This is a genomic window from Streptomyces sp. NPDC051578 (genome assembly GCF_044454045.1).
Lineage (GTDB): Bacteria > Actinomycetota > Actinomycetes > Streptomycetales > Streptomycetaceae > Streptomyces.
Map to the genome: position 1 here is coordinate 343,782 of NZ_JBITDH010000003.1, position 23,098 is coordinate 366,879.

At 73.6% G+C, this 23,098-nt stretch carries 28 protein-coding genes; 22 read left to right on the plus strand and 6 right to left on the minus strand.

From position 1 onward, the window contains the following. The first annotated feature begins 185 nt into the window (after nt 1–185). Both ACIA6C_RS17625 and ACIA6C_RS17630 read left to right on the plus strand, forming a co-directional pair. Nucleotides 186–560 (plus strand): hypothetical protein, encoded by a 375-nt coding sequence (locus ACIA6C_RS17625; protein ID WP_399276762.1) that lies wholly within the window; start codon nt 186–188, stop codon nt 558–560. A gap of 91 nt (nt 561–651) precedes the next feature. After that, on the plus strand, nt 652–1,026 hold the full coding sequence (locus ACIA6C_RS17630; RefSeq protein WP_399276764.1) for a hypothetical protein: 375 nt from the start codon (nt 652–654) through the stop codon (nt 1,024–1,026). A gap of 32 nt (nt 1,027–1,058) precedes the next feature. Here the strand turns inward: ACIA6C_RS17630 and ACIA6C_RS17635 are convergent, their stop codons facing one another. Then, nucleotides 1,059–1,271, minus strand: coding sequence for a hypothetical protein (locus ACIA6C_RS17635; protein WP_399276766.1), 213 nt, complete (start codon nt 1,269–1,271; stop codon nt 1,059–1,061). Nucleotides 1,272–1,420: 149 nt separating this feature from the next. Between ACIA6C_RS17635 and ACIA6C_RS17640 the strand changes: the two genes are divergently transcribed. Genes ACIA6C_RS17640 through ACIA6C_RS17655 form a run of 4 tightly spaced genes read left to right on the plus strand, consistent with a single transcriptional unit; the run spans nt 1,421 to nt 3,689 of the window. Then, complete coding sequence (locus ACIA6C_RS17640; protein WP_399276768.1) at nt 1,421–1,912, plus strand: DUF5709 domain-containing protein; 492 nt, start codon at nt 1,421–1,423, stop codon at nt 1,910–1,912. 28 nt (nt 1,913–1,940) lie between these two features. After that, nucleotides 1,941–2,861, plus strand: a complete 921-nt coding sequence (locus tag ACIA6C_RS17645) for a Rieske 2Fe-2S domain-containing protein (protein ID WP_399276770.1) — start codon at nt 1,941–1,943, stop codon at nt 2,859–2,861. Nucleotides 2,862–2,903: 42 nt separating this feature from the next. Next, the gene (locus ACIA6C_RS17650) at nt 2,904–3,302 is read left to right on the plus strand and encodes a hypothetical protein (RefSeq protein WP_399276772.1); all 399 of its coding nucleotides are present in this window, start codon (nt 2,904–2,906) and stop codon (nt 3,300–3,302) included. Between the two features lie 36 nt (nt 3,303–3,338). Continuing rightward, nucleotides 3,339–3,689, plus strand: a complete 351-nt coding sequence (locus ACIA6C_RS17655; RefSeq protein WP_399276774.1) for an STAS domain-containing protein — start codon at nt 3,339–3,341, stop codon at nt 3,687–3,689. On the opposite strand, the gene ACIA6C_RS17660 is transcribed toward ACIA6C_RS17655, so the two are convergent. Continuing rightward, complete coding sequence (locus ACIA6C_RS17660; RefSeq protein ID WP_399276776.1) at nt 3,686–4,378, minus strand: UdgX family uracil-DNA binding protein; 693 nt, start codon at nt 4,376–4,378, stop codon at nt 3,686–3,688. The genes ACIA6C_RS17655 and ACIA6C_RS17660 overlap by 4 nt on opposite strands. Before the next feature lie 145 nt (nt 4,379–4,523). Then, nucleotides 4,524–4,733, minus strand: coding sequence for a hypothetical protein (locus ACIA6C_RS17665; protein ID WP_399276778.1), 210 nt, complete (start codon nt 4,731–4,733; stop codon nt 4,524–4,526). 170 nt (nt 4,734–4,903) lie between these two features. Here ACIA6C_RS17665 and ACIA6C_RS17670 point away from each other — a divergent pair, with 170 nt between their 5' ends. Next, complete coding sequence (locus ACIA6C_RS17670; RefSeq protein WP_399276780.1) at nt 4,904–5,197, plus strand: hypothetical protein; 294 nt, start codon at nt 4,904–4,906, stop codon at nt 5,195–5,197. 480 nt (nt 5,198–5,677) lie between these two features. On the opposite strand, the gene ACIA6C_RS17675 is transcribed toward ACIA6C_RS17670, so the two are convergent. The 3 genes from ACIA6C_RS17675 to ACIA6C_RS17685 form a co-directional block, all read right to left on the minus strand. Beyond that, a complete protein-coding gene (locus ACIA6C_RS17675) occupies nt 5,678–5,992 on the minus strand; it encodes a hypothetical protein (protein ID WP_361126385.1) in 315 nt (104 codons plus the stop codon). Between the two features lie 281 nt (nt 5,993–6,273). Beyond that, complete coding sequence (locus tag ACIA6C_RS17680) at nt 6,274–6,477, minus strand: cold-shock protein (RefSeq protein ID WP_136215879.1); 204 nt, start codon at nt 6,475–6,477, stop codon at nt 6,274–6,276. Nucleotides 6,478–6,653: 176 nt separating this feature from the next. Beyond that, on the minus strand, nt 6,654–7,601 hold the full coding sequence (locus ACIA6C_RS17685; RefSeq protein ID WP_399276783.1) for an NmrA/HSCARG family protein: 948 nt from the start codon (nt 7,599–7,601) through the stop codon (nt 6,654–6,656). Between the two features lie 294 nt (nt 7,602–7,895). Between ACIA6C_RS17685 and ACIA6C_RS17690 the strand changes: the two genes are divergently transcribed. From ACIA6C_RS17690 to hypE, 15 genes are all read left to right on the plus strand, one after another. Beyond that, on the plus strand, nt 7,896–9,665 hold the full coding sequence (locus ACIA6C_RS17690) for an enoyl-CoA hydratase-related protein (RefSeq protein WP_399276785.1): 1,770 nt from the start codon (nt 7,896–7,898) through the stop codon (nt 9,663–9,665). Between the two features lie 69 nt (nt 9,666–9,734). Then, nucleotides 9,735–10,790 carry a hydrogenase expression protein HypE gene (locus ACIA6C_RS17695; RefSeq protein WP_329200857.1) on the plus strand — a complete coding sequence of 352 codons (1,056 nt, stop codon included), beginning with the start codon at nt 9,735–9,737 and terminating at the stop codon, nt 10,788–10,790. Between the two features lie 74 nt (nt 10,791–10,864). Further along, on the plus strand, nt 10,865–12,643 hold the full coding sequence (locus tag ACIA6C_RS17700) for a nickel-dependent hydrogenase large subunit (protein ID WP_399276787.1): 1,779 nt from the start codon (nt 10,865–10,867) through the stop codon (nt 12,641–12,643). Beyond that, on the plus strand, nt 12,640–13,161 hold the full coding sequence (locus ACIA6C_RS17705; protein WP_399276789.1) for a hypothetical protein: 522 nt from the start codon (nt 12,640–12,642) through the stop codon (nt 13,159–13,161). The genes ACIA6C_RS17700 and ACIA6C_RS17705 overlap by 4 nt, the downstream gene beginning before the upstream one ends. Then, a complete protein-coding gene (locus ACIA6C_RS17710; protein ID WP_361126403.1) occupies nt 13,158–13,826 on the plus strand; it encodes a DUF5947 family protein in 669 nt (222 codons plus the stop codon). The genes ACIA6C_RS17705 and ACIA6C_RS17710 overlap by 4 nt, the downstream gene beginning before the upstream one ends. Further along, nucleotides 13,823–14,542: a DUF6084 family protein gene (locus ACIA6C_RS17715; protein ID WP_399276792.1), complete on the plus strand. Its 720-nt coding sequence runs from the start codon at nt 13,823–13,825 to the stop codon at nt 14,540–14,542. Before ACIA6C_RS17710 ends, ACIA6C_RS17715 begins: the two co-directional genes overlap by 4 nt. Further along, complete coding sequence (locus tag ACIA6C_RS17720) at nt 14,539–15,981, plus strand: hypothetical protein (RefSeq protein ID WP_399276794.1); 1,443 nt, start codon at nt 14,539–14,541, stop codon at nt 15,979–15,981. The genes ACIA6C_RS17715 and ACIA6C_RS17720 overlap by 4 nt, the downstream gene beginning before the upstream one ends. Next, nucleotides 15,978–16,496, plus strand: coding sequence for a hydrogenase maturation protease (locus ACIA6C_RS17725; protein WP_399276796.1), 519 nt, complete (start codon nt 15,978–15,980; stop codon nt 16,494–16,496). The genes ACIA6C_RS17720 and ACIA6C_RS17725 overlap by 4 nt, the downstream gene beginning before the upstream one ends. Then, nucleotides 16,493–16,597 carry a DUF6893 family small protein gene (locus tag ACIA6C_RS17730; RefSeq protein ID WP_399276798.1) on the plus strand — a complete coding sequence of 35 codons (105 nt, stop codon included), beginning with the start codon at nt 16,493–16,495 and terminating at the stop codon, nt 16,595–16,597. Before ACIA6C_RS17725 ends, ACIA6C_RS17730 begins: the two co-directional genes overlap by 4 nt. 164 nt (nt 16,598–16,761) lie before the next feature. Then, entirely contained in the window at nt 16,762–17,175 is a 414-nt protein-coding gene (locus ACIA6C_RS17735) for a hydrogenase maturation nickel metallochaperone HypA (RefSeq protein WP_399276801.1), read from the plus strand. A 3-nt stretch (nt 17,176–17,178) separates the two neighbouring features. Further along, nucleotides 17,179–17,994: a hydrogenase nickel incorporation protein HypB gene (gene hypB, locus ACIA6C_RS17740; RefSeq protein WP_399276802.1), complete on the plus strand. Its 816-nt coding sequence runs from the start codon at nt 17,179–17,181 to the stop codon at nt 17,992–17,994. Then, a complete protein-coding gene (gene hypF / locus ACIA6C_RS17745) occupies nt 17,994–20,381 on the plus strand; it encodes a carbamoyltransferase HypF (protein WP_399276804.1) in 2,388 nt (795 codons plus the stop codon). Before hypB ends, hypF begins: the two co-directional genes overlap by 1 nt. Then, complete coding sequence (locus ACIA6C_RS17750; RefSeq protein WP_399276806.1) at nt 20,350–20,730, plus strand: HypC/HybG/HupF family hydrogenase formation chaperone; 381 nt, start codon at nt 20,350–20,352, stop codon at nt 20,728–20,730. The genes hypF and ACIA6C_RS17750 overlap by 32 nt, the downstream gene beginning before the upstream one ends. Continuing rightward, a complete protein-coding gene (gene hypD, locus ACIA6C_RS17755) occupies nt 20,727–21,896 on the plus strand; it encodes a hydrogenase formation protein HypD (protein ID WP_399276808.1) in 1,170 nt (389 codons plus the stop codon). The genes ACIA6C_RS17750 and hypD overlap by 4 nt, the downstream gene beginning before the upstream one ends. Then, complete coding sequence (gene hypE, locus ACIA6C_RS17760; protein WP_399276810.1) at nt 21,889–23,004, plus strand: hydrogenase expression/formation protein HypE; 1,116 nt, start codon at nt 21,889–21,891, stop codon at nt 23,002–23,004. The genes hypD and hypE overlap by 8 nt, the downstream gene beginning before the upstream one ends. The last annotated feature ends 94 nt before the right edge of the window (nt 23,005–23,098 follow it).

The window sequence follows — 23,098 nt, forward strand, 5'->3', positions numbered from 1 at the left end:
ACTAGGCGGGCCAGCGGGGCCCGCCCGCCCATCAACACGCAGCCGCTCACCACGCCCCCGGGGCGCTCAAACGGGTGGCGCCCCCCCCCCCCGGGCCCCGGCCCCCCCCCCGGCCCCCCGCGCCGCGCGTGAGCGCCCGCGCCAGGGCCCGAAGCACCCCGAAGGACCTGAGGAAAGGCGACGTGATGAACAGCGAAGCACGGCACGCGGACGACGCGGTGCTGGTGACGGCCACCGACTGCTCGCCGCAGTGTGCCCGCACCCTCATCGGGTTCCTGGAGCGGGCCTTCTCGGACGACGGGGCGGAGGGCATCGGGACGCAGGCCCGGGACCACACGGGGGAACCCACCGTATGGAGCACGACCATCGACGCCGGCAGAGCGGCGACGCCCACCGGGCCCGTCGCGCTCGACGGCACGGTCCGGGTCGGTGTGCAGGGCGGCCCGCGCGCCGTGGACCGGGTCCTGTTCGCACTGACGGAGGCCTTCACCGTCGAGGCCAAGGGCACCGTCGCCGGGGACCAGGAGCGGGAAGTCGAGCTGCTGTTGCGCTCGGCGTGACAGGCGCGCCCCGCCAACACCGGCGCGGGACGGCCCGGTTCCGGCGCCGTGGGGTGGGGCCCCGGGGCGGGACCTTGTAGACTCCGTACCCATGTCGAAGCCTGACGACCTCCTTGTCGCCATCGCCGCCGCCGTGGAGTCGGAGCCGACCAATCAGATGGCCCTCACCGTCGTGGTGCACGGCGCCGTGATCACGGGGCGCCTCGCGCCGGAGAGCGTGTGGCGCCAGCGCGTGGCCGAGGTCCTCAAGGACTCCGACCAGCTCGGCGCCTTCGCGGACATCTTCTCGGACGCGGGGACGATGTCCCCTTCCCCGCAGGTGGCCCCGCCCGCGTACCTCCACTTCCACGTGGCCCGGATCCTGCAGGGCACCGTCGGCATCCCGGAGACCGGCGGGATGTACCGGATCGCGATCAAGGACGTCAGCGCCTGGACGATGGGCGATTTCAGCTTCTCCGAGCGCTGAACCGCCCACGCCGGGCCCTACTGCCCGTCTGCCTACTCGGGACCCTTGGCCGGGCCCCTGCCCTCCCGGCCGCGGTCGCGGTCCCGTTCGGCCTGCTCCGATCGCCGGTCCTGCGGCTCGCCGCTCCGAGCCGGGCGTTCCCTCTCCTGCTCCTTCTCCGGCCGGTCCACGTGGGGCCCGCGGCGCTTCGCCTCGCCCTCGTCGTGGTGCAGGGGCACGCCGCCCGCTCCGCCCTGGTCGTCCATGGCACTCTCCCTCCGTAGTTCCGGTTCCCGGCGGCTACCCGCCCCCCGGGCCGGGCATGCGGCCGCGCGACCCCGGCCGTGTGAGCCCCGCCGGACGGGGTAGGCGCCCGCCGAGGGCCGTCACACCAGACCCGGGGAAGGCGATGATCATGGCCAGCGACACGCAGGGCGACGAGGTGTACCAGCCGCAGAACGGTGACCAGCGCGCCGAGTACCAGCCGGACATGGAGAACGCGCTCGACGAGCCGGACGCCGACCAGCGCCTCGACGAGGGGTACGACACCCCCGACCGGCCCCGCGCCGTCTCCCGCTACGGCACCACCGCTGCCGAGCAGCGCCAGGGCGAGAGCCTGGACCAGCGCCTCGCCCAGGAGACCCCCGATGTGGGGCAGAACGGCCGGGACACCGGCCCGCATCCCGAGCCACTGCCCGGCGACACCGTCGGCCGGCTCGCCCCCGTGGAGGACAACCACCCCCAGCGGGCCTTCGACGTACTGGCCCACGACGTCGGCACCGACGGAGGGGCGGAGTCCGCGGAAGAGGCCGCCATGCACGTGGTGGGCCGCAACACCGCCCCCGAGTACGGCGGGGACGCGCGCCGACGGGAAGAGCCCGGACCCTCCCGCGGCGGGACGCCATAGCGCGCCCCAGTCGGGGTAGGCGCCCGCCATGGACCTACGACACACCGCACTCGGCGCCGCGGGCAACGGCCCCGGACCCGTCCTGACCGCCATGGAGCGGCTGGAGCAGACACCGGTGGCCGACGGGGCCATCGAGGTACTCCGCCGCGCCGTACGCGCCCTCCCGCTGGGAGCGGCCCGCGACGTCCTGCACGGCCGCCCCATCGGCCACCCCGCGCACCCGCCGCTCGTCCAGGTGCCGCTCGGCGCCTGGTTCTCCTCAGCCGTCCTGGACCTGCTGCCCGGCCAGCGCCGGGCGGCTCACGTCCTGATCGGGGTGGGCGTGGTCACCGCCGTCCCCGCCGCGCTCGCGGGCTGGACGGACTGGGCGGAGCTGCCCCCCGAGCAGGCCCGGGTGGGGCTCGTCCACGCCCTCACCAACAGCGTCGGTCTCTGCCTCTACGCGGGCTCCTTCCTGGCCCGCGCCCGGGGCCGGACCTGGCGGGGCAGGGCGCTGTCCGCGGCCGGACTCGCGGCCGTCTCGGCGGGCGGCGCGCTGGGCGGCCACCTGGCCTACCGGCAAGCCGCGGGCGCCAACCACGCCGAAGCGGTCACCCACCTGGTGGGCGAGGGCTGGCACCGCGTCGGCCCCGTCGCGGACTTCGCCGTCGACCGGCCCGTCCGGGCGAGCGTGGACGGGGTGGACGTACTCGTCGTCCGCGCCGCGGGCGGAGACGTACGCGTCCTCGCGGACCGCTGCTCTCACATGGGCGGGCCGCTGTCCGAAGGCGAGATCACCGACGGCTGCGTACGCTGCCCCTGGCACGGCAGTGTGTTCAGGCTCGCCGACGGCTGGAACGTCGAGGGCCCGGCCACCGCCCCCCAGCCGTCGTTCGAGACGCGCGTCGTCGACGGTCACGTCGAGGCACGGCTGCGCCCCTTCCACACCCCACGGCCGTCGTCCCCCTGAAACCGGGGCCGCGGCCGCGCAAGCCCTCAGGAGGTGTAGTGCATGGCCAAGAACAGGAAGTCGGGACACCCGTCACACGGTGAGGGTCCCAGTCGGCACGAAGGGACCGAGCAGCACGGATGGTCGCCCGACGTGGACGCCACCCGTCAGCAGGACAACCCGAGCGCGGAGCGCTCCTTCCACCCCGACGAGTACGCGGGTGAAGGCCCCGACCGCCGCTCCGGGACCAAGGCGTCGCCGACCAAGGCCGACGAGGGCACCCCCGTCAAGACGGGCGGACGGCGCGGGGAACACAAGAGCAAGGGGTCCGGCTCCGGCGACAAGGGCCACCACGACATGGGCGAGAAAGGGGCCTCCCGGCGCCCCAGCGGAACCAAGGACGCCTCCGCGTACACGGGCGTCGACCCCCAGGACCCGCCCGGCGGACGCCGTGGCGGCTGAACGGGCAGGCCGACGGAGTGCCGGACCGGCGGCGTCATGACCTACGACCACCCGAGAATCCAGGTCCTCCTCGACGAGGACGGGGTCCGGGTGGTCGTGCTGTCCGGCGAGTTCGACGTCGACGGCGTCGGGCCGCTGGCGCAGGTGCTGGCCGACGCGGCCCAGGAGGGCGTGCGCCGGGTGGTGGACATCGCCCGGGTCACCTTCGCCGACTCCTCGCTGCTGAACACCCTGCTCGCCGGCGACCGCGAGGAACACCTGGTCCTGGCCGGCCCCGTGCCGGAGCAGTTCGCTCAGATGCTGCGGCTCTTCGCCGCGGAATCCAAGCTGGAGATCGCCCCGACCCTCGCCGAGGCGCGCGCCCGGTCCGTCCCCCCGCCGTCCTAGCCCAGGGCGGAGGCGGCCACCGAAAGGTCGTCGACCAGCCCCCGGAACGCCGCCTCCCGGTCGTCGGAGCGCAGCACCGAAGAGGGGTGGACGGTCGCCAGCAGCTGTCCCGGAAGCGGATCCCCGGGGTCGTCGCCCAGGGCGGGCATCGGCCGCAGCACACCGCGCTGCTCGCCCACCTTGAAGGAACTCCCCAGCAGGGCGCGGCCGGCGGTGGCGCCGAGCACGACCACCACCTCGGGCTCCACCAGGCGCAGTTCCGCCGTCAGCCACGGCCTGCACGCGGACATCTCCCGCAGGTTCGGGGCCTTGTGGATACGGCGCTTACCCCGCGCGGCGGTGGTGAACTTGAAGTGCTTGACGGCGTTGGTCACGTACGTGTCCTCGTCGCCGAGGCCCGCTTCCTCCAGCGCCCGGTGCAGCAGCCGTCCCGCCGGGCCGACGAACGGCTCGCCCTGGCGGTCCTCCTGGTCACCGGGCTGCTCACCGACCAGCAGCAGCCGGGCGTGCGCCGATCCGGCGCCGAACACCGTCTGGGTGGCGTGCTCGAACAAGGGGCACCCCCGGCAGCCGGCGGCGGCCCGGCGCAGGTCGCCGAGGCCGCCGCGGCCCGGCAGGTAGGGACTGGCGTCGTACTGCCGTCCGACAGAAGGGAGGGTGCCGGGGTCGGTGCGCGCACCGTCGGCCATGGGTCCCACCTCCCTGCCATGCCGCCCGTCCGGCGGGGGTCTCGCGCTCCGGTGGCGTTTGGTCCGCCCTGCGTTCGTCACCGCAGGGCGGCATGCGGCTTCTGCCCGACGGCCCGGCCCTGAAACCCGTCCCGCGGGTCGGCGGCTACCGCTCGGCGACGGCTCCGGTCTGGGCGCGGACCGCCTGCATGCAGGCGGCGCAGTAGTGGTCGGCGGAGGGCTCGATCGCCGGGGGCGGCACGTGGCCGGGGTTGAGGAGGGATCCGCACAGCGTGCTGAGGGTGGTGTCCTTCGCTATCACGTGCCACAGCAGGTGGCCCCGCTCGGCGCTGGACTCGGCGCGCATCTCGTACATGGGCGTACCTCTTTCATGCTCGACGCGGCAGAGGGAACGGCCTGATCTCCATGAGAGCGCCCCGTGCGTGAAGGGGCCAATGGGGGTAGACCAGGAGGAGGAAAACGAGGCGGGGGAGGTTTGACGGACGTCGGCTCCGCCGACGACATGGCACGGGAGGAGCGTGGCCTATGGCCTGGGCTTCGTGGACGACGACGGGGATCTACCCGGGGGCCGGCGGGGTCCGCACGGAGGAAGCGGGCGTCATCTCCGGCAACCTGACGCTGCACACCACCTGGACGGGCGCGGCGGCCCAGGTCGCCGTCCAGTACAGCGGTTCGTCCGACTGGTTCACCCTGGCGGGCAGCCCCGTCGAATGCGACTCGGAGCAGGACAGCCGCGACCTGCACCAAGCGGTGGTCGAGGCGCTCCGCAACGGAGGCGGCGCCGGTGTCCCGGCCGAGTGGGCCGGGCACGCGGTATGACGGGGCCGCCTCCGTGCGGGCGGCGGCCTCAGGTCACCGGGTCCGGAGCCGGGACCGGGCCGGGCAGCGGTCCGGGCGCCGGGAGCGGATCCGGACCCGGCGCGGGCTCGGGCCGCGGGTCCGGCTGGGGCTGCGGCGGCACCGGGTCGGGGCCGCCCGGCCCCGGGACCGGCCCCGGCAGGGGTCCGGGCTGCGGTCCGGGGCCCGGACCGGGCGCGGGGGTCGGGTTGGGAGGTACGGGATCGTTCGGAGGGGTGGTCATGGCGCCCTTCTCGGCTCGGGCCGGCACGGGGTGCCGGCTCTGACGGGTGATCTCTCGTCAGGCGGTTACCCGCAGCGCGCGCCCTGACACGAGCGCACCCCCGACGCCCCGCACCGGCCGCGCCGCGACGCCCCGCACCAGCCGGGGCGAGACGCCCCGCCCACGGAAGGCCCCGTCCCGCGGGAGGGCAGCTCCCGCACGCCGACCGGTTACCGGTCTCAGTCGTCCCCAGCGGCGAGTTCGAGGGCGAGCGCCTGGAGGATCTCCTGCGCGGACATCTCCGGATCGGACTCGTCGTAGGCGTCCGCGACCGCTTCGAAGGCCAGCACGAAACCGGTGACCAGGGCGCTCCACGGCCCCGACAGCTGGTCCAGGACGGCGAGTCCGATCTCCGCCGGATCGGCTTCGGCGGGTACCAGGAACTCCGCCGGCGTCACCTCGCTGAGCAGGGCGGAGACGTAGTCCGTACCGACGTCGCCGCGCACCCCGGTGAGCACCGCGATGGCTTTCAGCTTGATCTCGTTCTCGGTCATCCGGCGAGAGTAGGGGGAAAGGGGCGCGGCGCCCCGCTGGCATGCCGGGCAGCGGCCCGGGGAAGGGCGGACGGGGCGCGGGCTCGGGGGGAGTGGCCGAAGGGGTGAGAATCGCCGCCGGTCGCCCGGCGGTACCGGCCGGGGATGAGCGGATGGCACATGATGACGCAGAGCGGGCCCCCGGACCCCGAGACCCGAGGGTCCGCTCCTGGGGCGAACCGGCCCCCGGCCTCCGGCCGGTGACGGGACCGGTCCGGTGCGCGACCGGGGGCGGACGGGGATCAGGCCGGCACGATGTTCTCGGCCTGCGGCCCCTTCTGACCCTGGGTGACGTCGAAGGTCACCGCTTGTCCCTCCCACAGTTCCCGAAAACCGGTAGCGTTGATCGCTGAGTAGTGGGCGAAGACATCGGGGCCGCCCCCGTCCTGCGCGATGAACCCGAAGCCCTTCTCCGCGCTGAACCACTTCACCGTTCCGGTAGCCACACAGGTCCCTCTCCTCGACGGTCGGCCTTCCGCACCATGCGGAACGCCCGAACGACGGGAAGGTACAACGCGAGCGCACCGGTTCCGAACACAAAACGACGCCACACGCGACCCCACCCGTCCGGCCTACGTCCGGCGGACGGGTTCCCCGGACCGCTCCCCGGCGCCGTCGGCCCTCACAGGGACCGCAGCGCCTCGCGGTGCGCGGCGAGCCAGGTGGCGAAGTCCTGCAGCTCGGGGTTGAGCGCCCGGATGGCCGCCAGATCCCTCGCATGGGTGAACCGGTCCTCGCACTCGGCGTAGTACTGGAACATGTTCCCCGACTCGTCCGCCCCGGGGAACCCGAGCGCGCGGTAGTCGTCCGGGTCCATCGGCGCGTACCGCACGGGCTCACCGATGACCTCGCTCATCGCCGCCGCCATGTCAGCGACCGGCAGGTGCTCGCCGGCGATGCTGACCGTGGCGCCGATGAGGTCGGTGCCCCGCTCGAACACGGCCAGCGCCGTCTTGCCGATGTCGGCGACGGCGATGCCCGACAGCCGGCTGCCGCCCATCGGGAAGACCAGCCGCAAGACGCCGTCCTCGCCGCGCTGCGGGGCGGACATCGTGAGCAGGTTCTCCCAGTAGAACGTCGTGCGCAGGAAGGTGGTCGGCGCGCCGGCCTCGGGGAAGTACCGGTCGGCCTCCGCCTTGGCGTCGAAGTGCGGCACCTTGTACGTGCCCTGGAGCGTGGGCATGCGGTCGTCGTCGAGCGGGATGCACTCGCGGGTGTCCTCCAGCGTGGACCAGACGGCGTGCTGCACCCCCGCGTGCCCGGTCGCGTGGGCGAGGGAGGCGGCCTGCCGCTTCTCCCGCTCCGCCGACATGTGCTCCCAGAAATCGGTCACCAGGTACGCCCCGTACGCGCCCTCCAGGACGGGACCGAGGCTCGCCTCGTCGTCCAGATCGGCCCGGACCACCTCCGCGCCGAGCCGCGCCAGTTCCCGCGCACGGTCCGATTCCGGACGGCGGGTCACCGCGCGCACCGAGAACCCGCTGCCCGGGTCGTCGAGGATCGCCCGTACCAGACTGCCGCCTTGCGCGCCCGTCGCGCCGAACACCGTGATGACGCGTGTACCGGCCATCGCCGACCTCCCTCTCGTAACGATCCGCGTCCGATCGGACGGATGGTCACGGACTGTATGCGCGCGCCCGGGCCGGTCGGGGAACGGGCGCGCCCGACGCACGGGACTCCACTCCATCGCGCGGCCGCGCCCCGGGCGCCGCCGCACCGCCGAGTGGCAGCGCCCCCTGCCCGCTTTCGAGTGACGCCAGCGCTCGGCCTCGCGCCGCCGCGCCCGGCGGTCCCCGAACATCGCAGGCGGCCGGACAACCCCCGGCCCACCGTGCGCGAAGGCGCCTGGCCGCTGGGAGACCGAGTGCGCATCCTGCTCGTCGCGAGTGCGTTCAACAGCCTGACGCAGCGCGTCCACGCCGAGCTGCGGGACCACGGTCACCGAGTGGCCGTCGAACTCGCGCTGCCCGGCGGTTCGCTGACCGACGCCACGCGCCGCCACCGGCCCGACCTGATCATCGCGCCGATGCTGAAGACGGCCGTCCCCCGCGAGGTGTGGTCCACCCACACCTGCCTGATCGTCCACCCGGGGCCGGTCGGGGACCGCGGTCCCTCCTCGCTCGACCGGGCCGTCCAGGAGGGCGCCACCCACTGGGGCGTCACCGTCCTGCAAGCCGACGCCGAGATGGACGCCGGCGACGTCTGGGCCTTCGCCGAATGCCCCCTTCCCGAGCTGGCCAAGAGCGACGTCTACCGCGGCGAGATCGCCGACGCGGCGCTGCGGGCCGTCCTGCTCGCCGTCGAACGCGTCGCCTCGGGGACGTACGTGCCCACCCCGCAGACCACCCACCGCACCCGGCCCTACATGCGTCAGGACGAGCGCCGCATCGACTGGGCGGCGGACCCCACCGACCGCGTCCTGCGCGTCCTGCGGGCCGCCGACTCCCAGCCCGGTGTACGGGACGAACTGCTCGGCGGTGTCTGGTTCCTGCACGGAGGCCACCCGGAGGACCGGCTGCGCGGGCGCCCCGGAGAGCTGCTGGCCACCCGCGCGGGCGCGGTCTGCCGGGCGACCGCCGACGGCGCCGTGTGGATCCCGGAGCTGCGCGCCTGCCGGGCGCCGGGGGAGCCCGTCCCGGTGAAGCTGCCCGCCACCCTGGCGCTCGGCGACCGGCTGCCCCCGCTGCCGGAGGACCCCGCGCCGCCGTACGGCGGCCCCCCGCGCCGTACCTGGGCCGACATCACCTACCGGGAGGAGGCAGGGGCCGGTTTCCTGTCGTTCTCCTTCCCCGGCGGCGCGATGAGCACCGACCGGTGCCGGCGCCTCCTGGACGCCTACCGGGCCGCTTGCGAGCGCCCCACCTCCGTCCTGGTCCTCGGCGGCGGCCGCGACTTCTTCTCCAACGGCATCCACCTCGGCGTCATCGAGGCGGCCGCCGACCCGGCCGCCGAATCCTGGGCGAACATCACCGCGATGGACGACCTCGTCGAGGCCGTCCTGACCACCACGGACCGCCTCGTCGTCGCGGCCCTCGGCGGCAACGCCGCCGCCGGGGGCGCGATGCTCGCGCTGGCGGCCGACGAGGTCTGGTGCCGCTCGGGCGTCGTCCTCAACCCGCACTACCGGCTGATGGGCCTCTACGGCTCCGAGTACTGGACCTACACGCTGCCCCGCCGCGTCGGGGAAGCCGTCGCCGAGCGGCTCACCACCGACGCACTGCCGCTGAGCGCCGCCGCCGCGGCCGCACTCGGCCTGGTCGACCGTACGGTGCCCTGCGCACCGGGGGAGTTCGCCGGCGAAACGGCCCGGCTGGCCGGGCTGCTGGCCGCGTCCCCCACCGCCCCGTCCCGGATCGCCGCGAAGAAGGCGCGGCGGGAGCAGGACGAGGCCGACACCCCGCTGGCCGCCTACCGCGAGGCGGAGCTGACCCGGATGCGGGCCACCTTCTTCGACCCGCGGGCCCCGTACCACGCCCTGCGCCGTGCCTTCGTCCGCAAGGAGCCGGTCGCCGCCACCCCGCCGCACCTGGTCCGTACGGTCCCGGCCGGCCACCGCCGGACTCCGGACCCGGTCACCGCACTGGCCGTACAAGACAGCGCACCGGCCGCCGGCCCCTGTTACGAAGAAGGGTGAGAGCGGAGCGCCCGCCCCTGGCTCCCCCTCAGCCCACCTCCCCGATTCCCTGCCCAAGGAGGCATCCTCATGGATGCACAAACGCCGAGCACGGTAGAGGACCCCCCCATCCACATCCTCTGGATCAACGCGGGGCTGAGCTGCGACGGCGACTCGGTGTCCCTGACGGCGGCGATGCAGCCGAGCATCGAAGAGATCGTGATGGGTGTACTGCCGGGTCTGCCCAAGATCGCGGTGCACTGGCCCCTGATCGACTTCGAATGCGGTCCCGTCGGCGGCGCCGACACGTTCATCGAATGGTTCTTCAAGGGCGAGCGCGGTGAGATCGACCCGTTCGTCCTCGTGATCGAGGGGTCCATCCCGAACGAGAAGATCAAGGCCGACGGCTACTGGTGCGGCTTCGGTGACAACCCCGAGACCGGCCAGCCCATCACGACCAGCGAGTGGATCGACCGGCTGGCGCCCAAGGCCCTCGCGGTCGTCGCCATCGGCACCTGCGCCACGTACGGCGGCATCCACGCGATGGAGGGCAACCCCACCGGCGCCATGGGCGTCCCGGACTACCTGGGCTGGGACTGGAAGTCCAAGGCCGGCATCCCGATCGTGTGCGTACCGGGCTGCCCCATCCAGCCGGACAACTTCTCCGAGACGCTCACCTACCTGCTCTACCAGGCGGCCGGCTCCGCTCCGATGATCCCGCTCGACGACAAACTGCGCCCCACCTGGCTGTTCGGCGCCACCGTCCACGAGGGCTGCGACCGGGCCGGCTACTACGAGCAGGGCCAGTTCGCGCACACCTACGACTCGCCGCAGTGCCTGGTCAAGCTGGGCTGCTGGGGCCCCGTCGTCAAGTGCAACGTGCCCAAGCGCGGCTGGATGAACGGCATCGGCGGCTGCCCCAACGTCGGCGGCATCTGCATCGCCTGCACCATGCCCGGATTCCCGGACAAGTTCATGCCGTTCATGGATGAGCCGCCCGGCGCCAAGGTGTCCAGCAAGGCCAGCGGCGCGTACGGCGCCGTCGTCCGCAAGCTCCGCCAGATGACGGCGCACACCGTGGACCGCGAACCGAAGTGGCGGCACACCGGGGAGACGCTGACCACCGGCTACCGCCCGCCCTGGTGACCGGCGGCCCCACCGCCCCCCGTACCGCGCAACCCCCGCAGAGCCCGCTCCGAAGAAGGGTCACGGCACAGACGATGGCACCGAAGACGAAGGCGTCCGGCGACGGCTTGGTGGAGATGGCCTGGGATCCGATCACCCGGATCGTGGGCAGTCTCGGAATCCACACGAAGATCGACTTCAAGCAGAAGCGCGTGGCGGAGTGCTACAGCACCTCGTCGGTCTTCCGCGGCTACAGCGTCTTCATGCGTGGCAAGGACCCCCGCGACGCACACTTCATCACCAGCCGCATCTGCGGGATCTGCGGCGACAACCACGCCACCTGTTCCGTCTACACGCAGAACATGGCCTACGGGGTGAAGCCGCCCCACCTCGCCGAGTGGATCATCAACCTCGGTGAGTCGGCGGAGTACATGTTCGACCACAACATCTTCCAGGAGAACCTGGTCGGGGTCGACTACTGCGAGAAGATGGTCCGCGAGACCAACCCCGGCGTCCTGGAACTGGCCGAGCGCACCGAGGCCCCGCACGCCGGCGACCACGGCTACCGCACCATCGCCGACATCATGCGCTCCCTCAACCCCATCGAGGGCGAGTTCTACCGCGAGGCCCTCCAGGTCAGCCGCTACACGCGCGAGATGTTCTGCCTGATGGAGGGCCGCCACGTACACCCCTCCACCCTCTACCCGGGCGGCGTCGGCACCATCGCCTCGGTCCAGCTCTTCACGGACTACATGAGCCGCCTCATGAGGTACGTCGAGTTCATGAAGCGCGTCGTCCCGCTCCACGACGACCTCTTCGACTTCTTCTACGAGGCCCTGCCCGGCTACGAGGAGGTCGGCCGGCGCCGGGTCCTGCTCGGCTGCTGGGGCGCCCTCAACGACCCCGAGTACTGCGACTTCACGTACGCCAACATGTCCGACTGGGGCCGGAAGATGTTCGTCACCCCCGGCGTGATCGTGGACGGCAAACTCGTCACCAACGACCTCACCGAGATCAACCTCGGCATCCGCATCCTGCTGGGCAGCTCGTACTACGACGACTGGGCCGGCCAGGAGCAGTTCGTCACCCGCGACCCGCTCGGCAACCCGGTCGACCCCCGCCACCCCTGGAACCAGCACACCATCCCCGCCCCCCAGAAGCGCGACTTCGACGGCAAGTACAGCTGGGTGATGTCACCGCGCTGGTTCGACGGCAAGGACCACCTGGCCCTCGACACCGGCGGCGGCCCCATCGCCCGCCTGTGGTCCACGGCCCTGTCCGGGCTCGTCGACGTCGGCTACGTCAAGGCCACCGGCCACAGCGTGGTCATCAACCTGCCCCGGACGATGACCAAGCCGGAGACCACCTTCGAGTGGAAGATCCCCAAGTGGAGCAACGCGCTGGAGCGCAACCGCGCCCGCACGTACTTCCAGGCCTACGCCGCCGCCATCGCCCTGCACTGCGCCGAGATGGGCCTGGAGGAGGTCCGCGCCGGCCGCACCCAGACCTGGGAGAAGTTCGAAGTCCCCGACGAGTCCATCGGGGTCGGTTTCACCGAGGCCGTACGGGGCGTCCTCTCCCACCACATGGTGATCCGCGACGGCAAGATCGCCAACTACCACCCCTACCCGCCGACCCCCTGGAACGCCAGCACCCGCGACACCTTCGGCACACCGGGACCCTACGAGGACGCCGTGCAGAACACGCCGATCTTCGAGGAGAACACCCCGGAGAACTTCAAGGGCATCGACATCATGCGCGCCGTGCGCAGCTTCGACCCCTGCCTGCCCTGCGGCGTCCACATGTACGTCGGCAACGGCCAGACCGTCAAGCAGATGCACGTGCCCACCGGCCTGAGCGGACTGGGCGGATGAGCGCCCCCGCCGACTCCCTCCAGACGGGCCGCCGCGTCGAGGAGGTCCTCGGCCGGCTGGCGGACACCGGCGACCGGGACGTCTGCGCCGCCGCCGAGGAACTGGTGCGCGTCCTGATGGACTTCTACGGCTGCGGGCTCGCCCGGATCACCTCCCGGCTGGACGCCGCCGCCCTCGCCCCGCTGCTGGACGACGAACTCGTCTCCAGCCTGCTGGCCCTGCACGACCTGCATCCCGAGGACGTGCGTACGAGGATCGCCCGGGCCCTGGACACCCTGGGCGAGCCGGTGGAACTCCTCGGCTTCGAGGAGGCTTCGGGCACAGTGCGCCTGCGGGCCACCGCGGGCGGCGGCTGCGGCTGCGGCAGCACCGGGGACGCCGTACGGCAGGCCGCCGAGGCCGCGCTGGCCTCCTTCGCGCCCGAGGTGACCACCGTCGAACTGGAGCCGGCCGGGGCGCCGCCGCAGCCGCTGCTCCAGATCGGCACCCGCCCGCAGGCCCCGGTCCGGGTGCCGTGAGCGCGCCCCGCGCCTGGGCCCCGCCGTCCGCGCGGACGGCGGGGCCGTCGGGCCTGCGCCGGTTCGCCCTGCCCCGGGAACCCCGGCCGCAGAGCTGCGAACTGTGCGGGGCGGCCGTGGCCGAGGACGGCCACCGCCACCTGGTCGAGACCGAGAAGCGGGCGCTGGTGTGCGCCTGCACCGCCTGCGCCCTGCTGTTCGACCGGCCGGGCGCCGCCACCGGCCGCTACCGCGCCGTGCCCGACCGCTACCTCCACGACCCCGGCCACCGACTCGACGACGGGGCCTGGGAACTGCTCCAGATCCCCGTCGGCGTCGCGTTCTTCTTCCGCAACGCGGCACTGGACCGGCTCGTCGCGCTCTACCCGAGCCCCGCCGGAGCCACCGAGAGCGAACTCGACCCCGCTACTTGGCAGGCGGCGCTCGGCGACAGCGCCCTGGCCGCACTGCTGCGACCGGACGTGGAGGCGCTGCTGCTGCGCCGCCGCGAGGGGCGCACGGACTGCTACCTCGTCCCGATCGACATCTGCTACGAACTGGTGGGGCGCATGCGCCTGCTGTGGCAGGGCTTCGACGGCGGCGCCGAGGCCCGCGCCGCGCTCGACTCCTTCTTCGACGGCGTCGAGCGCCGTGCCAAGGTCCCGGCGGGGGAGGCCGCGCCGTGACGGAGTTCGGCTTCACCTGCACCGGCGTGCGCGCGGACCCGTACGCCGCCGGTCCCACGCTCGTCTTCCGGCTGGCCGTCACCGCCTCCGGCAACACCCGGGTGCACGCGCTGGCCCTGCGCTGCCAGATCCGGATCGAACCGGCCCGCCGGGGCTACGGGCAGGCGGAGGCCGAGGGCCTGGCCGACCTGTTCGGCGAGCGCGCCCGCTGGGGCAGCACCCTCCAGCCCGTGCAGTTCGCCCAGGTGACGCTGATGGTGCCGAGCTTCACCGGCTCCACCGAGGTGGACATGGCCGTGCCCTGCACCTACGACATGGACATCGCCGCGACCCGCTACTTCACCGCCCTGGACGACGGCGAGGCACCCCTGCTCATGCTGTTCTCCGGCACCGCCTTCACCGGGGCCGGCGGCTTCCACGTCGAGCCCGTCCCCTGGGACCGCGAAGCGGCGTACCGGATGCCGGTGCGGGTGTGGCAGGAGATGATCGAGCAGCACTTCCCCGGCTGCGGCTGGCTGCGGCTGCCCCGCGACGCCATGGACGAACTGCTCGCCTACCGCTCCCGGCACGCGCTCGCCTCCTGGGAGGCGACCGTACGCGCCCTGCTCGCCGAGGCCGGGGCAGCCGCCTCGGCCTCCCGTCCCCGCCCGTCCTCCCCGCCCGAGCGGCTGCGCGCGGGACTGCTGCCCCGAGCCGGCGAGAGGACGGCGCCATGACGACCACCGCCGCCCTCGACGCACGTTTCGAGACCGCCCGCCAAGTGGCCGACGCCGTCCTCTTCGAGGGGTACGTGCTCTACCCCTACCGGGCCTCGGCCGCCAAGAACCGGCTGCGCTGGCAGTTCGGCGTACTGGTGCCCCCGGCCTGGGCGCCCGAGCAGGGCGAGCACTGCCTCCAGCAGACCGAGCTGCTGATGGAACCCAAGGGGGACGCCGCCCTCTCCGTCGAACTCCGGTTCCTGCACGCCCAGCGGCGCACCGTGCAACGGAGGTCCTCCGACGGCACGTTCACGGACGTCGGGGAACTGCACCTGGCCGACCGCGTCCTGGTCCCCTGGGACGAGGGCACCGAGGAACGCGTCGAGCTCACCGTCGCCGTTTCGGAGCTGGAGGGCGACGGTGTGAGCCTGCCGTTCACCCGCCCCGCCGGTGAGGAGAGCGAACCCGTCCTCGACGCCGACGGCCGGACCGTCGGCCGCCTGGTGCGGCGGACCGAGGCGATCAGCGGCGTCCTGCGCCTGCGCGCGGGCGGACTCGACTGCGCCTACCGGGCGTTCAAGCTCACCGCGGTCGTGGAGAACACCAGCGGCTGGCAGCCCGGGGAAGCGGGCACCGGCCGCGACGCGGCCCTCTCCCGTTCCCTCGTCGCCGCCCACCTCCTGCTCGGGCTCGACTCGGGCCGGTTCCTGTCGATGACCGACCCGCCCGAGTGGGCCAAGGGCGCCACCGCCACCTGCGTCAACCGCCACACCTGGCCCGTCCTCGCGACGGAGCCCGGCCGCGCCGACGTGGTCCTGTCCTCCCCGATCATCCTGGAGGACCACCCCGGCATCGCCCCCGAGAGCATCGGCGCGATGTACGACGCCACCGAGATCGACGAGATCCTCGCGCTGCGCACCGCGGCGTTGACCGAGCAGGAGAAGCGGGAGGCGCGCGGTACGGACCCCCGCGCCGCAGCCGTGATCGACCTCGCCGAATCCATGCCGCCGGAAGTCCTCGAACGCCTGCACGGCGCGGTGCGGGCCCTGCGGGAGATCACCGACCCCGGTGTGCCGCCGGACACCCCCACCGGCCTGGGAGGCCTCGACGGGCAGGCGGTGTTCAAGCCCGACACCCCGTGGTGGGACCCGGCGCACGGGGACACCGCCGGGCCGACCCCCGACCACGTCCTCGTCGACGGGGTCCCGGTGGGCGTGGGCAGCCGCGTCCTGCTGCGGCCGGGTCTGCGGCGTACCGACGCCCAGGACCTGTTCGTCCGCGGCCGCGCCGCCCAGGTGGAAGCCCTCCTGCACGACGTCGACGGCGGCGTGCACCTCGCCGTCACCGTCGAAGGGGACCCCGGCGCCGACATCCGGCGCGAGCAGGGCCGGTTCCTGTACTTCCAGCCCGACGAAGTCGAACCCCTGGACGCCGCCGCACCCCTGGAGGAGCGGTGAGGGGCGGGACGCTGATCGCCGGGATCGGCAACGTGTTCCTCGGCGACGACGGGTTCGGCGTCGAGACGGTGCGCGCACTGGCCGCGCACCCGCTGCCCGGGCACGTGGAAGCGGTGGACTTCGGCGTCCGCGGCGTCCACCTCGCCTACCAGGTCCTCGACGGCTACGACACCCTCGTCCTGGTCGACGCCACCGCGCGCGGCGGCGTACCCGGCACGCTCTACCTGATCGAGGTCGAAGGACCGGGCGGGATCACGGGCGGCGCCGTCCTGGACGGACACCACATGTCCCCGGACGCGGTGCTGGCCCTGCTGGACACCCTGTGCGCCGGCACGGGCGGCACCCCGCCCCGCCGCACGCTCGTCGTCGGCTGCGAACCGGAGACCGTCGAGGAGGGCATCGGCCTGAGCGATCCGGTGGCCGCGGCGGTGCCGGAGGCCGTCCGGATGCTCCTGGAACTCGTGCAACACGATCCGGCCGCGGAGCCGGCCCGAACCGAGGAGACAATGCGATGAAGAAGGCCGTCCTCTGCGGCGTGAGCCTCGCCGCCCTGCTGGCGGTGGCCGTGCAGATCGCCCCCGACCTCAAACGCTACCTGCGCATCCGCAGCATGTGAGAGGCGCGCATCCGCGGCACGCGGGCCACGCGCGTCCGCGGCACGTGACGCGTCGCCCGCCCGCCCCGGCGCCCGAATGGCGTACGGGGCGGGCGGGCGACGGCGTGCCCGACCGCTCCGCAGCCGCCGTGCCGCTCTAATGGGGCCCGGCAGAACGGAGCCCGATGCACGAGATGTCGATCGCCATGGCCGTGGTGAACCAGGTGGAGGAAGCGGCCGCGGCCGCCGGCGCGCACACGGTGAGCGCCGTCCGGCTCCAGGTGGGAGAACTGGCCGGAGTGGTCCCCGACGCCCTCGCCTTCTGCTTCGAACTGGCCTGCGCCGGGACGGCGCTGGAAGGCGCCGCCCTCACCGCCGAAGCGGTCGCGGCCCGCGCCCGCTGCACCTCCTGTACGGGGGAGTGGGCCGTCGGCATGCCCCCCGACCTGTGCTGCCCCGCCTGCGGCAGCGCCACCGGAACCGAACTGGTCTCGGGACGCGAGCTGCGGATCCTCGACGTCACCTGGGACGACGAACCGCAAGGCGCCGCGGTCCCCGCCCCCGCGCACACCCGCCAACCGATCCCCGAGGAGCGCTGAACCATGTGCCGAGTGGTCGACCTGCAACAAGCGGTACTGGCCAAGAACGGGGCGGCCGCGCAGACCCTGCGCGTCGGACTCACCGCGCGCGGCACGACCGTCGTCAACCTGCTCTCCAGCCCCGGCAGCGGGAAGACGGCCCTGCTGGAGCGCGAGCTGGGCCTCGCCCGCGAGCGCGGCGTGAGCGTCGCCGCCCTCACCGCCGACCTCGCCACCGAGAACGACGCACGGCGCCTGGGCCGTTCCGGCGTCCCCGTGAAGCAGGTCCTCACCGACGGGCTGTGCCACCTGGAGGCCGCGATGCTGGGCCGGCACCTGGACGGGTGGCTGCCGCAGGACACCCGGCTGCTCTTCGTGGAGAACGTCGGCAACCTGGTGTGCCCGGCCTCCTACGACCTCGGGGAGTCCCTGAGGGTCGTCCTGGCCTCCGTCACCGAGGGCGAGGACAAGCCGCTCAAGTACCCCACCGCCTTCGGGCTCGCCCAACTCGTGGTGATCACCAAGACCGACATCGCCGGGGCCGTCGGGTTCGACGAGGCCGCCTTCCGGGCCAACGTCCAGCAGGTCAACCCCGGTGTGGAGGTGGTGCTCACCTCCGCCCGCACGGGTGAGGGCCTCGGCACCCTGCTGGGGCGGGCGCTCGCCGTCGCCGACGGCGATCCGGCGCACACACCCGTGATGGCCGCCCAGGACCACGGGCACCACCACGGCCACGGTCACGACGCCGGGCACGACCACCACCACGACGACCCCGGGCACGGCCACCACCACGACGCCGGCCACGGCCACGCGCACCCTCCCGTGGTGCGGACCCGCTGATGGAGGCCGTCGAACGCCGCCGGGTCACGGTGCGGGGCGTGGTCCAGGGCGTCGGCTTCCGCCCGTACGTCTACGGCCGCGCCACCGCGCTCGGCCTGGCCGGGCACGTCACCAACACCCCCGACGGCGTGGTCGCGGAGGTCGAAGGCGCCCGGGCGGCGGTCACCGAGTTCTGCGACCGGCTCGCGAGCGACGCCCCGCCCCTCGCGCTCATCGACGCCGTCGACCACTGCGAGGTGCCCCTGGCGGGCGGCGCGGGTTTCACCATCATCGCCTCAAGGAGCGGAGGACCCGCCCGTACGCTCGTCTCCCCGGACGTCGCCACCTGCGCCGACTGCCTCGCCGAGCTGGGCGACCCCGCCGACCGGCGCCACCGCCACCCCTTCATCACCTGCACCCACTGCGGCCCCCGCTTCACCATCGTCACCGGACTGCCGTACGACCGGGCCCACACCACCATGGCGCCCTTCCCGATGTGCCCGGACTGCGCCCGCGAGTACGCCGACCCCGCCGACCGCCGCTTCCACGCCCAGCCCGTGGCCTGCCCCGCCTGCGGACCGCAACTGCGGCTGCTGGCCGGGACACCGCCGCGCGAGGTGCCGGACACGGACCCGGTCACCGCGGCCCGCCGGCTCCTGGCCGACGGCGCGGTCCTCGCCGTCAAGGGCCTCGGCGGCTACCACCTCGCCTGCGACGCCTCCGACGAAGCGGCCGTCGCCACCCTGCGCCTGCGCAAGGGCCGCGGCAACAAGCCGTTCGCCCTCATGGTCCGCGACCTCGGCGACCTCGGCGACCTCGTCGCGGCCGGCCCCGAGGAGCGCGCCCTGCTCACCGGGCCCCAGCGCCCCGTCGTGCTGCTGCGCCGCCGGCCCGCGTCCGCCGGCGGCCCTGCTGTCGCCGAAGGCGTCGCCCCGGGCAGCCCCGACCTCGGCGTGATGCTCCCGTACACGCCCCTGCACCACCTGCTGCTCGGCCTGCCCGGCGACCCTCCCGGGCCCCGCCTGCTCGTCATGACCAGCGGCAACCTGTCGGGCGAGCCCATCGTCACCGACGACGCCGAGGCCCTGGAGCGGCTCGGCGCGCTGGCCGACGCCTGGCTCACGCACGACCGCCCCATCCACGTGCCCTGCGACGACTCGGTGGTCCGGTTCTGCGACGGCGAACCGCTCGTCCTGCGGCGCTCGCGCGGCTACGCGCCGCTGCCCCTCACCCTCCCCGTGCCGGTACCGGCGACGCTGGCCGTCGGCGGAGACCTCAAGAACACCTTCTGCCTCGGTGAAGGGCGCCGGGCCTGGCCGTCCGCCCACATCGGGGACATGGACGACCTCGCCACGCAGTACGCCTTCGAGCGCGCGGCCGGACAACTCGGGTCCATCACCGGGGTTACCCCCGACCTGCTCGCCGCCGACCGGCACCCCGGCTACCGCTCCGGACGATGGGCGGCCCGCAACGCGGGGTCCCGGCCGCTGCTCCGCGTCCAGCACCACCACGCACACGTCGCCTCCGCGATGGCCGAACACGGCCTGACCGGAGACCGGCAAGTCATCGGTGTGGCGTTCGACGGCACCGGCTACGGCGACGACGGCGCCGTGTGGGGCGGCGAGTTCCTCCTCGCCGACTACGCCGGCTACACGCGCTTCGCGCACCTGTCCTACGTACCGCTGCCCGGCGGTGACACCGCCGTACGGCGCCCGTACCGCATGGCACTCTCCCACCTGCGCGCCGCGGGCATCGACTGGACCCGCGACCTGCCGTGCGTCGAAGCCTGCCCGGCGGACGAGATGCGGCTGCTGCGGGTCCAGTTGAGCCGCGACCTGAACTGTGCCCCCACCTCGAGCATGGGCCGGCTCTTCGACGCCGTGTCCTCGCTGGCGGGCATCTGCCACCGCACGGGCTACGAGGCCCAGGCCGCGATCGAGCTGGAGGCCGCGGCGCTGACCGCCTCCGGGGCGGAACCCGGATACGCGTTCACCCTGAGGCCGGGGCAGCCCGCCGGGGACGCCCCGCTCGTCGCCGATCCGGCCTCCGTCCTGCGGGCCGCCGTCGCCGACCTGCGGGCGGGCACCGAACCGCCGCTGATCGCCGCCCGCTTCCACACCTCGGTCGCCTCCCTCGTCACCACGGTCTGCGCGGCGGCGCGCGATCGCCACGGCCTGGACACCGTCGCCCTCACCGGAGGGGTCTTCGGCAACACCCTGCTGGCCTCGGCCTGCACCGCAAGGCTGCGCGAGAAGGGCTTCACCGTACTGCGCCACCGCCTGGTCCCGCCGGGCGACGGGGGGCTCGCGCTCGGCCAGCTCATGGTGGCCGCGGCCCGCCACACCACCACGGAACACCCACAGCGAGGAGAAGCCCATGTGCCTGGCGGTACCCGGCAGAGTGCTTGAGATCGCGGAGGAGAACGGCACCCGCATGGCCACCGTCGACTTCGGGGGCGTGGTCAAGGAGGTGTGCCTGGAGTACCTGCCGGACCTCCAGGTGGGCGAGTACGCCATCGTCCACGTCGGCTTCGCCCTCCAGCGCCTGGACGAGGAATCCGCCCGCCAGACGCTGGAGCTGTTCAGCGAGCTCGGAATGCTCCAGGAGGAGTTCGGCGACCCCTGGGAGCAGGCGGCGCAGGCGGGCGGAGCCCCCTGGCCCTTCGAGGAAGCCGCCCCGGCCGATGAAGGGGCCGGGGACGGGGGCCGGCCCGAGGGCCCGGCCGCAGGGCACGTAGCGCAGGAGGCGCGGCAGTGAAGTACATCGAAGAGTTCCAGGACCCCGACCTCGCCCGCAGGCTCCTGGACGACATCCATGCCACGGTCACCCGGCCATGGGCGCTGATGGAGGTCTGCGGCGGCCAGACCCACACCATCATCCGGCACGGCATCGACCAACTCCTGCCCGACCAGGTCGAGTTGATCCACGGCCCGGGCTGTCCGGTGTGCGTGACGCCCCTGGAGGTCATCGACAAGGCGCTGGAGATCGCCTCCCGCCCCGATGTGATCTTCTGCTCCTTCGGCGACATGCTCCGCGTCCCCGGGACGGGCCGTGACCTGTTCCAGGTCCGCAGCGAGGGCGGTGACGTACGGGTCGTCTACTCCCCGCTCGACGCCTTGAAGGTCGCGCGGCAGAACCCGGGGCGCGAGGTCGTCTTCTTCGGCATCGGCTTCGAGACCACCGCGCCGCCGAACGCGATGACCGTGTACCAGGCGAAGCGGCTCGGCATCCCCAACTTCAGCCTGCTGGTCTCCCACGTCCGGGTGCCCCCGGCGATCGAGGCGATCATGCGCTCGCCGAGCTGCCGGGTCCAGGGCTTCCTCGCGGCCGGGCACGTGTGCAGCGTGATGGGCATGGGGGAGTACCCCGAACTGGCCGCCCGGCACCGGGTGCCGATCGTGGTCACGGGCTTCGAACCGCTCGACATCCTGGAAGGCGTACGACGCGCCGTCCGGCAGCTGGAACGCGGCGAGCACACCGTGGACAACGCCTACGCGCGCGCCGTGCGCCCGGAGGGCAACCCCGCCGCGCTCGCCATGCTGGAGGACGTCTTCGAGGTCACCGACCGGGCCTGGCGCGGCATCGGCGTCATCCCCGACAGCGGCTGGCGGCTGTCCGAGCGCTACCGGGAGTTCGACGCCGAGCACCGCTTCGCGGTCACCGGCATCACCACCCGGGAGCCGGCCGAGTGCCGCAGCGGCGAGGTTCTCCAGGGCCTCATCAAACCGCACGAGTGCGAGGCCTTCGGCACCACCTGTACGCCGCGCACCCCGCTCGGGGCCACCATGGTCTCCAGCGAGGGCGCCTGCGCCGCGTACTACCTCTACCGGCGCCTCGAACTCACCCCGGCCCGTACGGCGCCCCCCGCGCCGGCGGCCCCGCACGAGAGCACCGCACCGCTGGAGGCGAGCCCCGTTGCCTGACACGACACTGCCCGAAAGCGCTCGGCCCGAAAGTGCTCTGCCCGCGCAGTCGGCCACCGCACTGGACGTCACCGGCTGGACCTGCCCGGCCCCACTGCGCGACCGCCCCCGTGTGGTGATGGGGCACGGCGGCGGCGGGGCGCTCTCCGCCGAACTCGTCCAGCACCTCTTCGCGCCCGCCTTCGGGGGCGAGGCGCTGGCCCAGCTCGGCGACTCCGCCGCGCTCTCGCTCGGCGGGGTCAGACTCGCCTTCTCCACCGACTCCTACGTCGTGCGCCCGCTGTTCTTCCCCGGCGGCAGCATCGGCGACCTCGCCGTCAACGGCACCGTCAACGACCTGGCGATGAGCGGAGCCCGCGCCGCCTACCTGTCCTGCGGCTTCATCCTCGAAGAGGGCGTCGAGATGTCGGTGGTGGCCGGGGTGGCCCGGGCCCTCGGCGACGCGGCGCGCGCGGCCGGGGTGGAGGTGGCGACCGGCGACACGAAGGTGGTCGAGGCGGGCCACGGCGACGGCATCTACGTCAACACCTCCGGGATCGGGCTGATCCCGGACGGCGTCGACCTGCGTCCGCAGCGGGTGGTCCCGGGCGACGTGGTGATCGTCAGCGGCGAGATCGGACTGCACGGCGTGGCCATCATGAGCGTGCGCGAAGGCCTGGAGTTCGGCGTGGACGTCGAGAGCGACTGCGCTCCGCTCGGCGGCCTGGTGGAGGCCATGCTCGCGGTCACCCCGGACCTCCACGTCCTGCGGGACCCCACCCGCGGCGGTATGGCGGCCGCCCTGAACGAGATCGCCGCCGCCTCGGGCACGGGCGTGGTCATCAGGGAGGGCGCCGTCCCCGTCCCGGACGCGGTCGCCAACGCCTGCGCGATCCTCGGCCTCGACCCCCTGTACGTGGCCAACGAGGGCAAGCTCGTCGCTTTCGTGCCCCGCGAGCACGCCGACGCCGTGCTGGAGGCGATGCGCGCGCATCCCCTGGGCCGCCGCGCGGCGGTGATCGGCGAGGTGGTCGACAGCCACCCGGGCCTCGTCGTCGCCCGGACGGGCCTGGGCGGCACCCGCGTGGTGGACCTGCCGATCGGCGAACAGCTCCCGCGCATCTGCTGATCCCCACCGGCCGCACGGGCGGCCCCCGGTGAACGGGGGGCCGCCCGCCGGGCCGGTCAGGAGCACACGGGCCCCGAGGGGGACGGTGACGGTG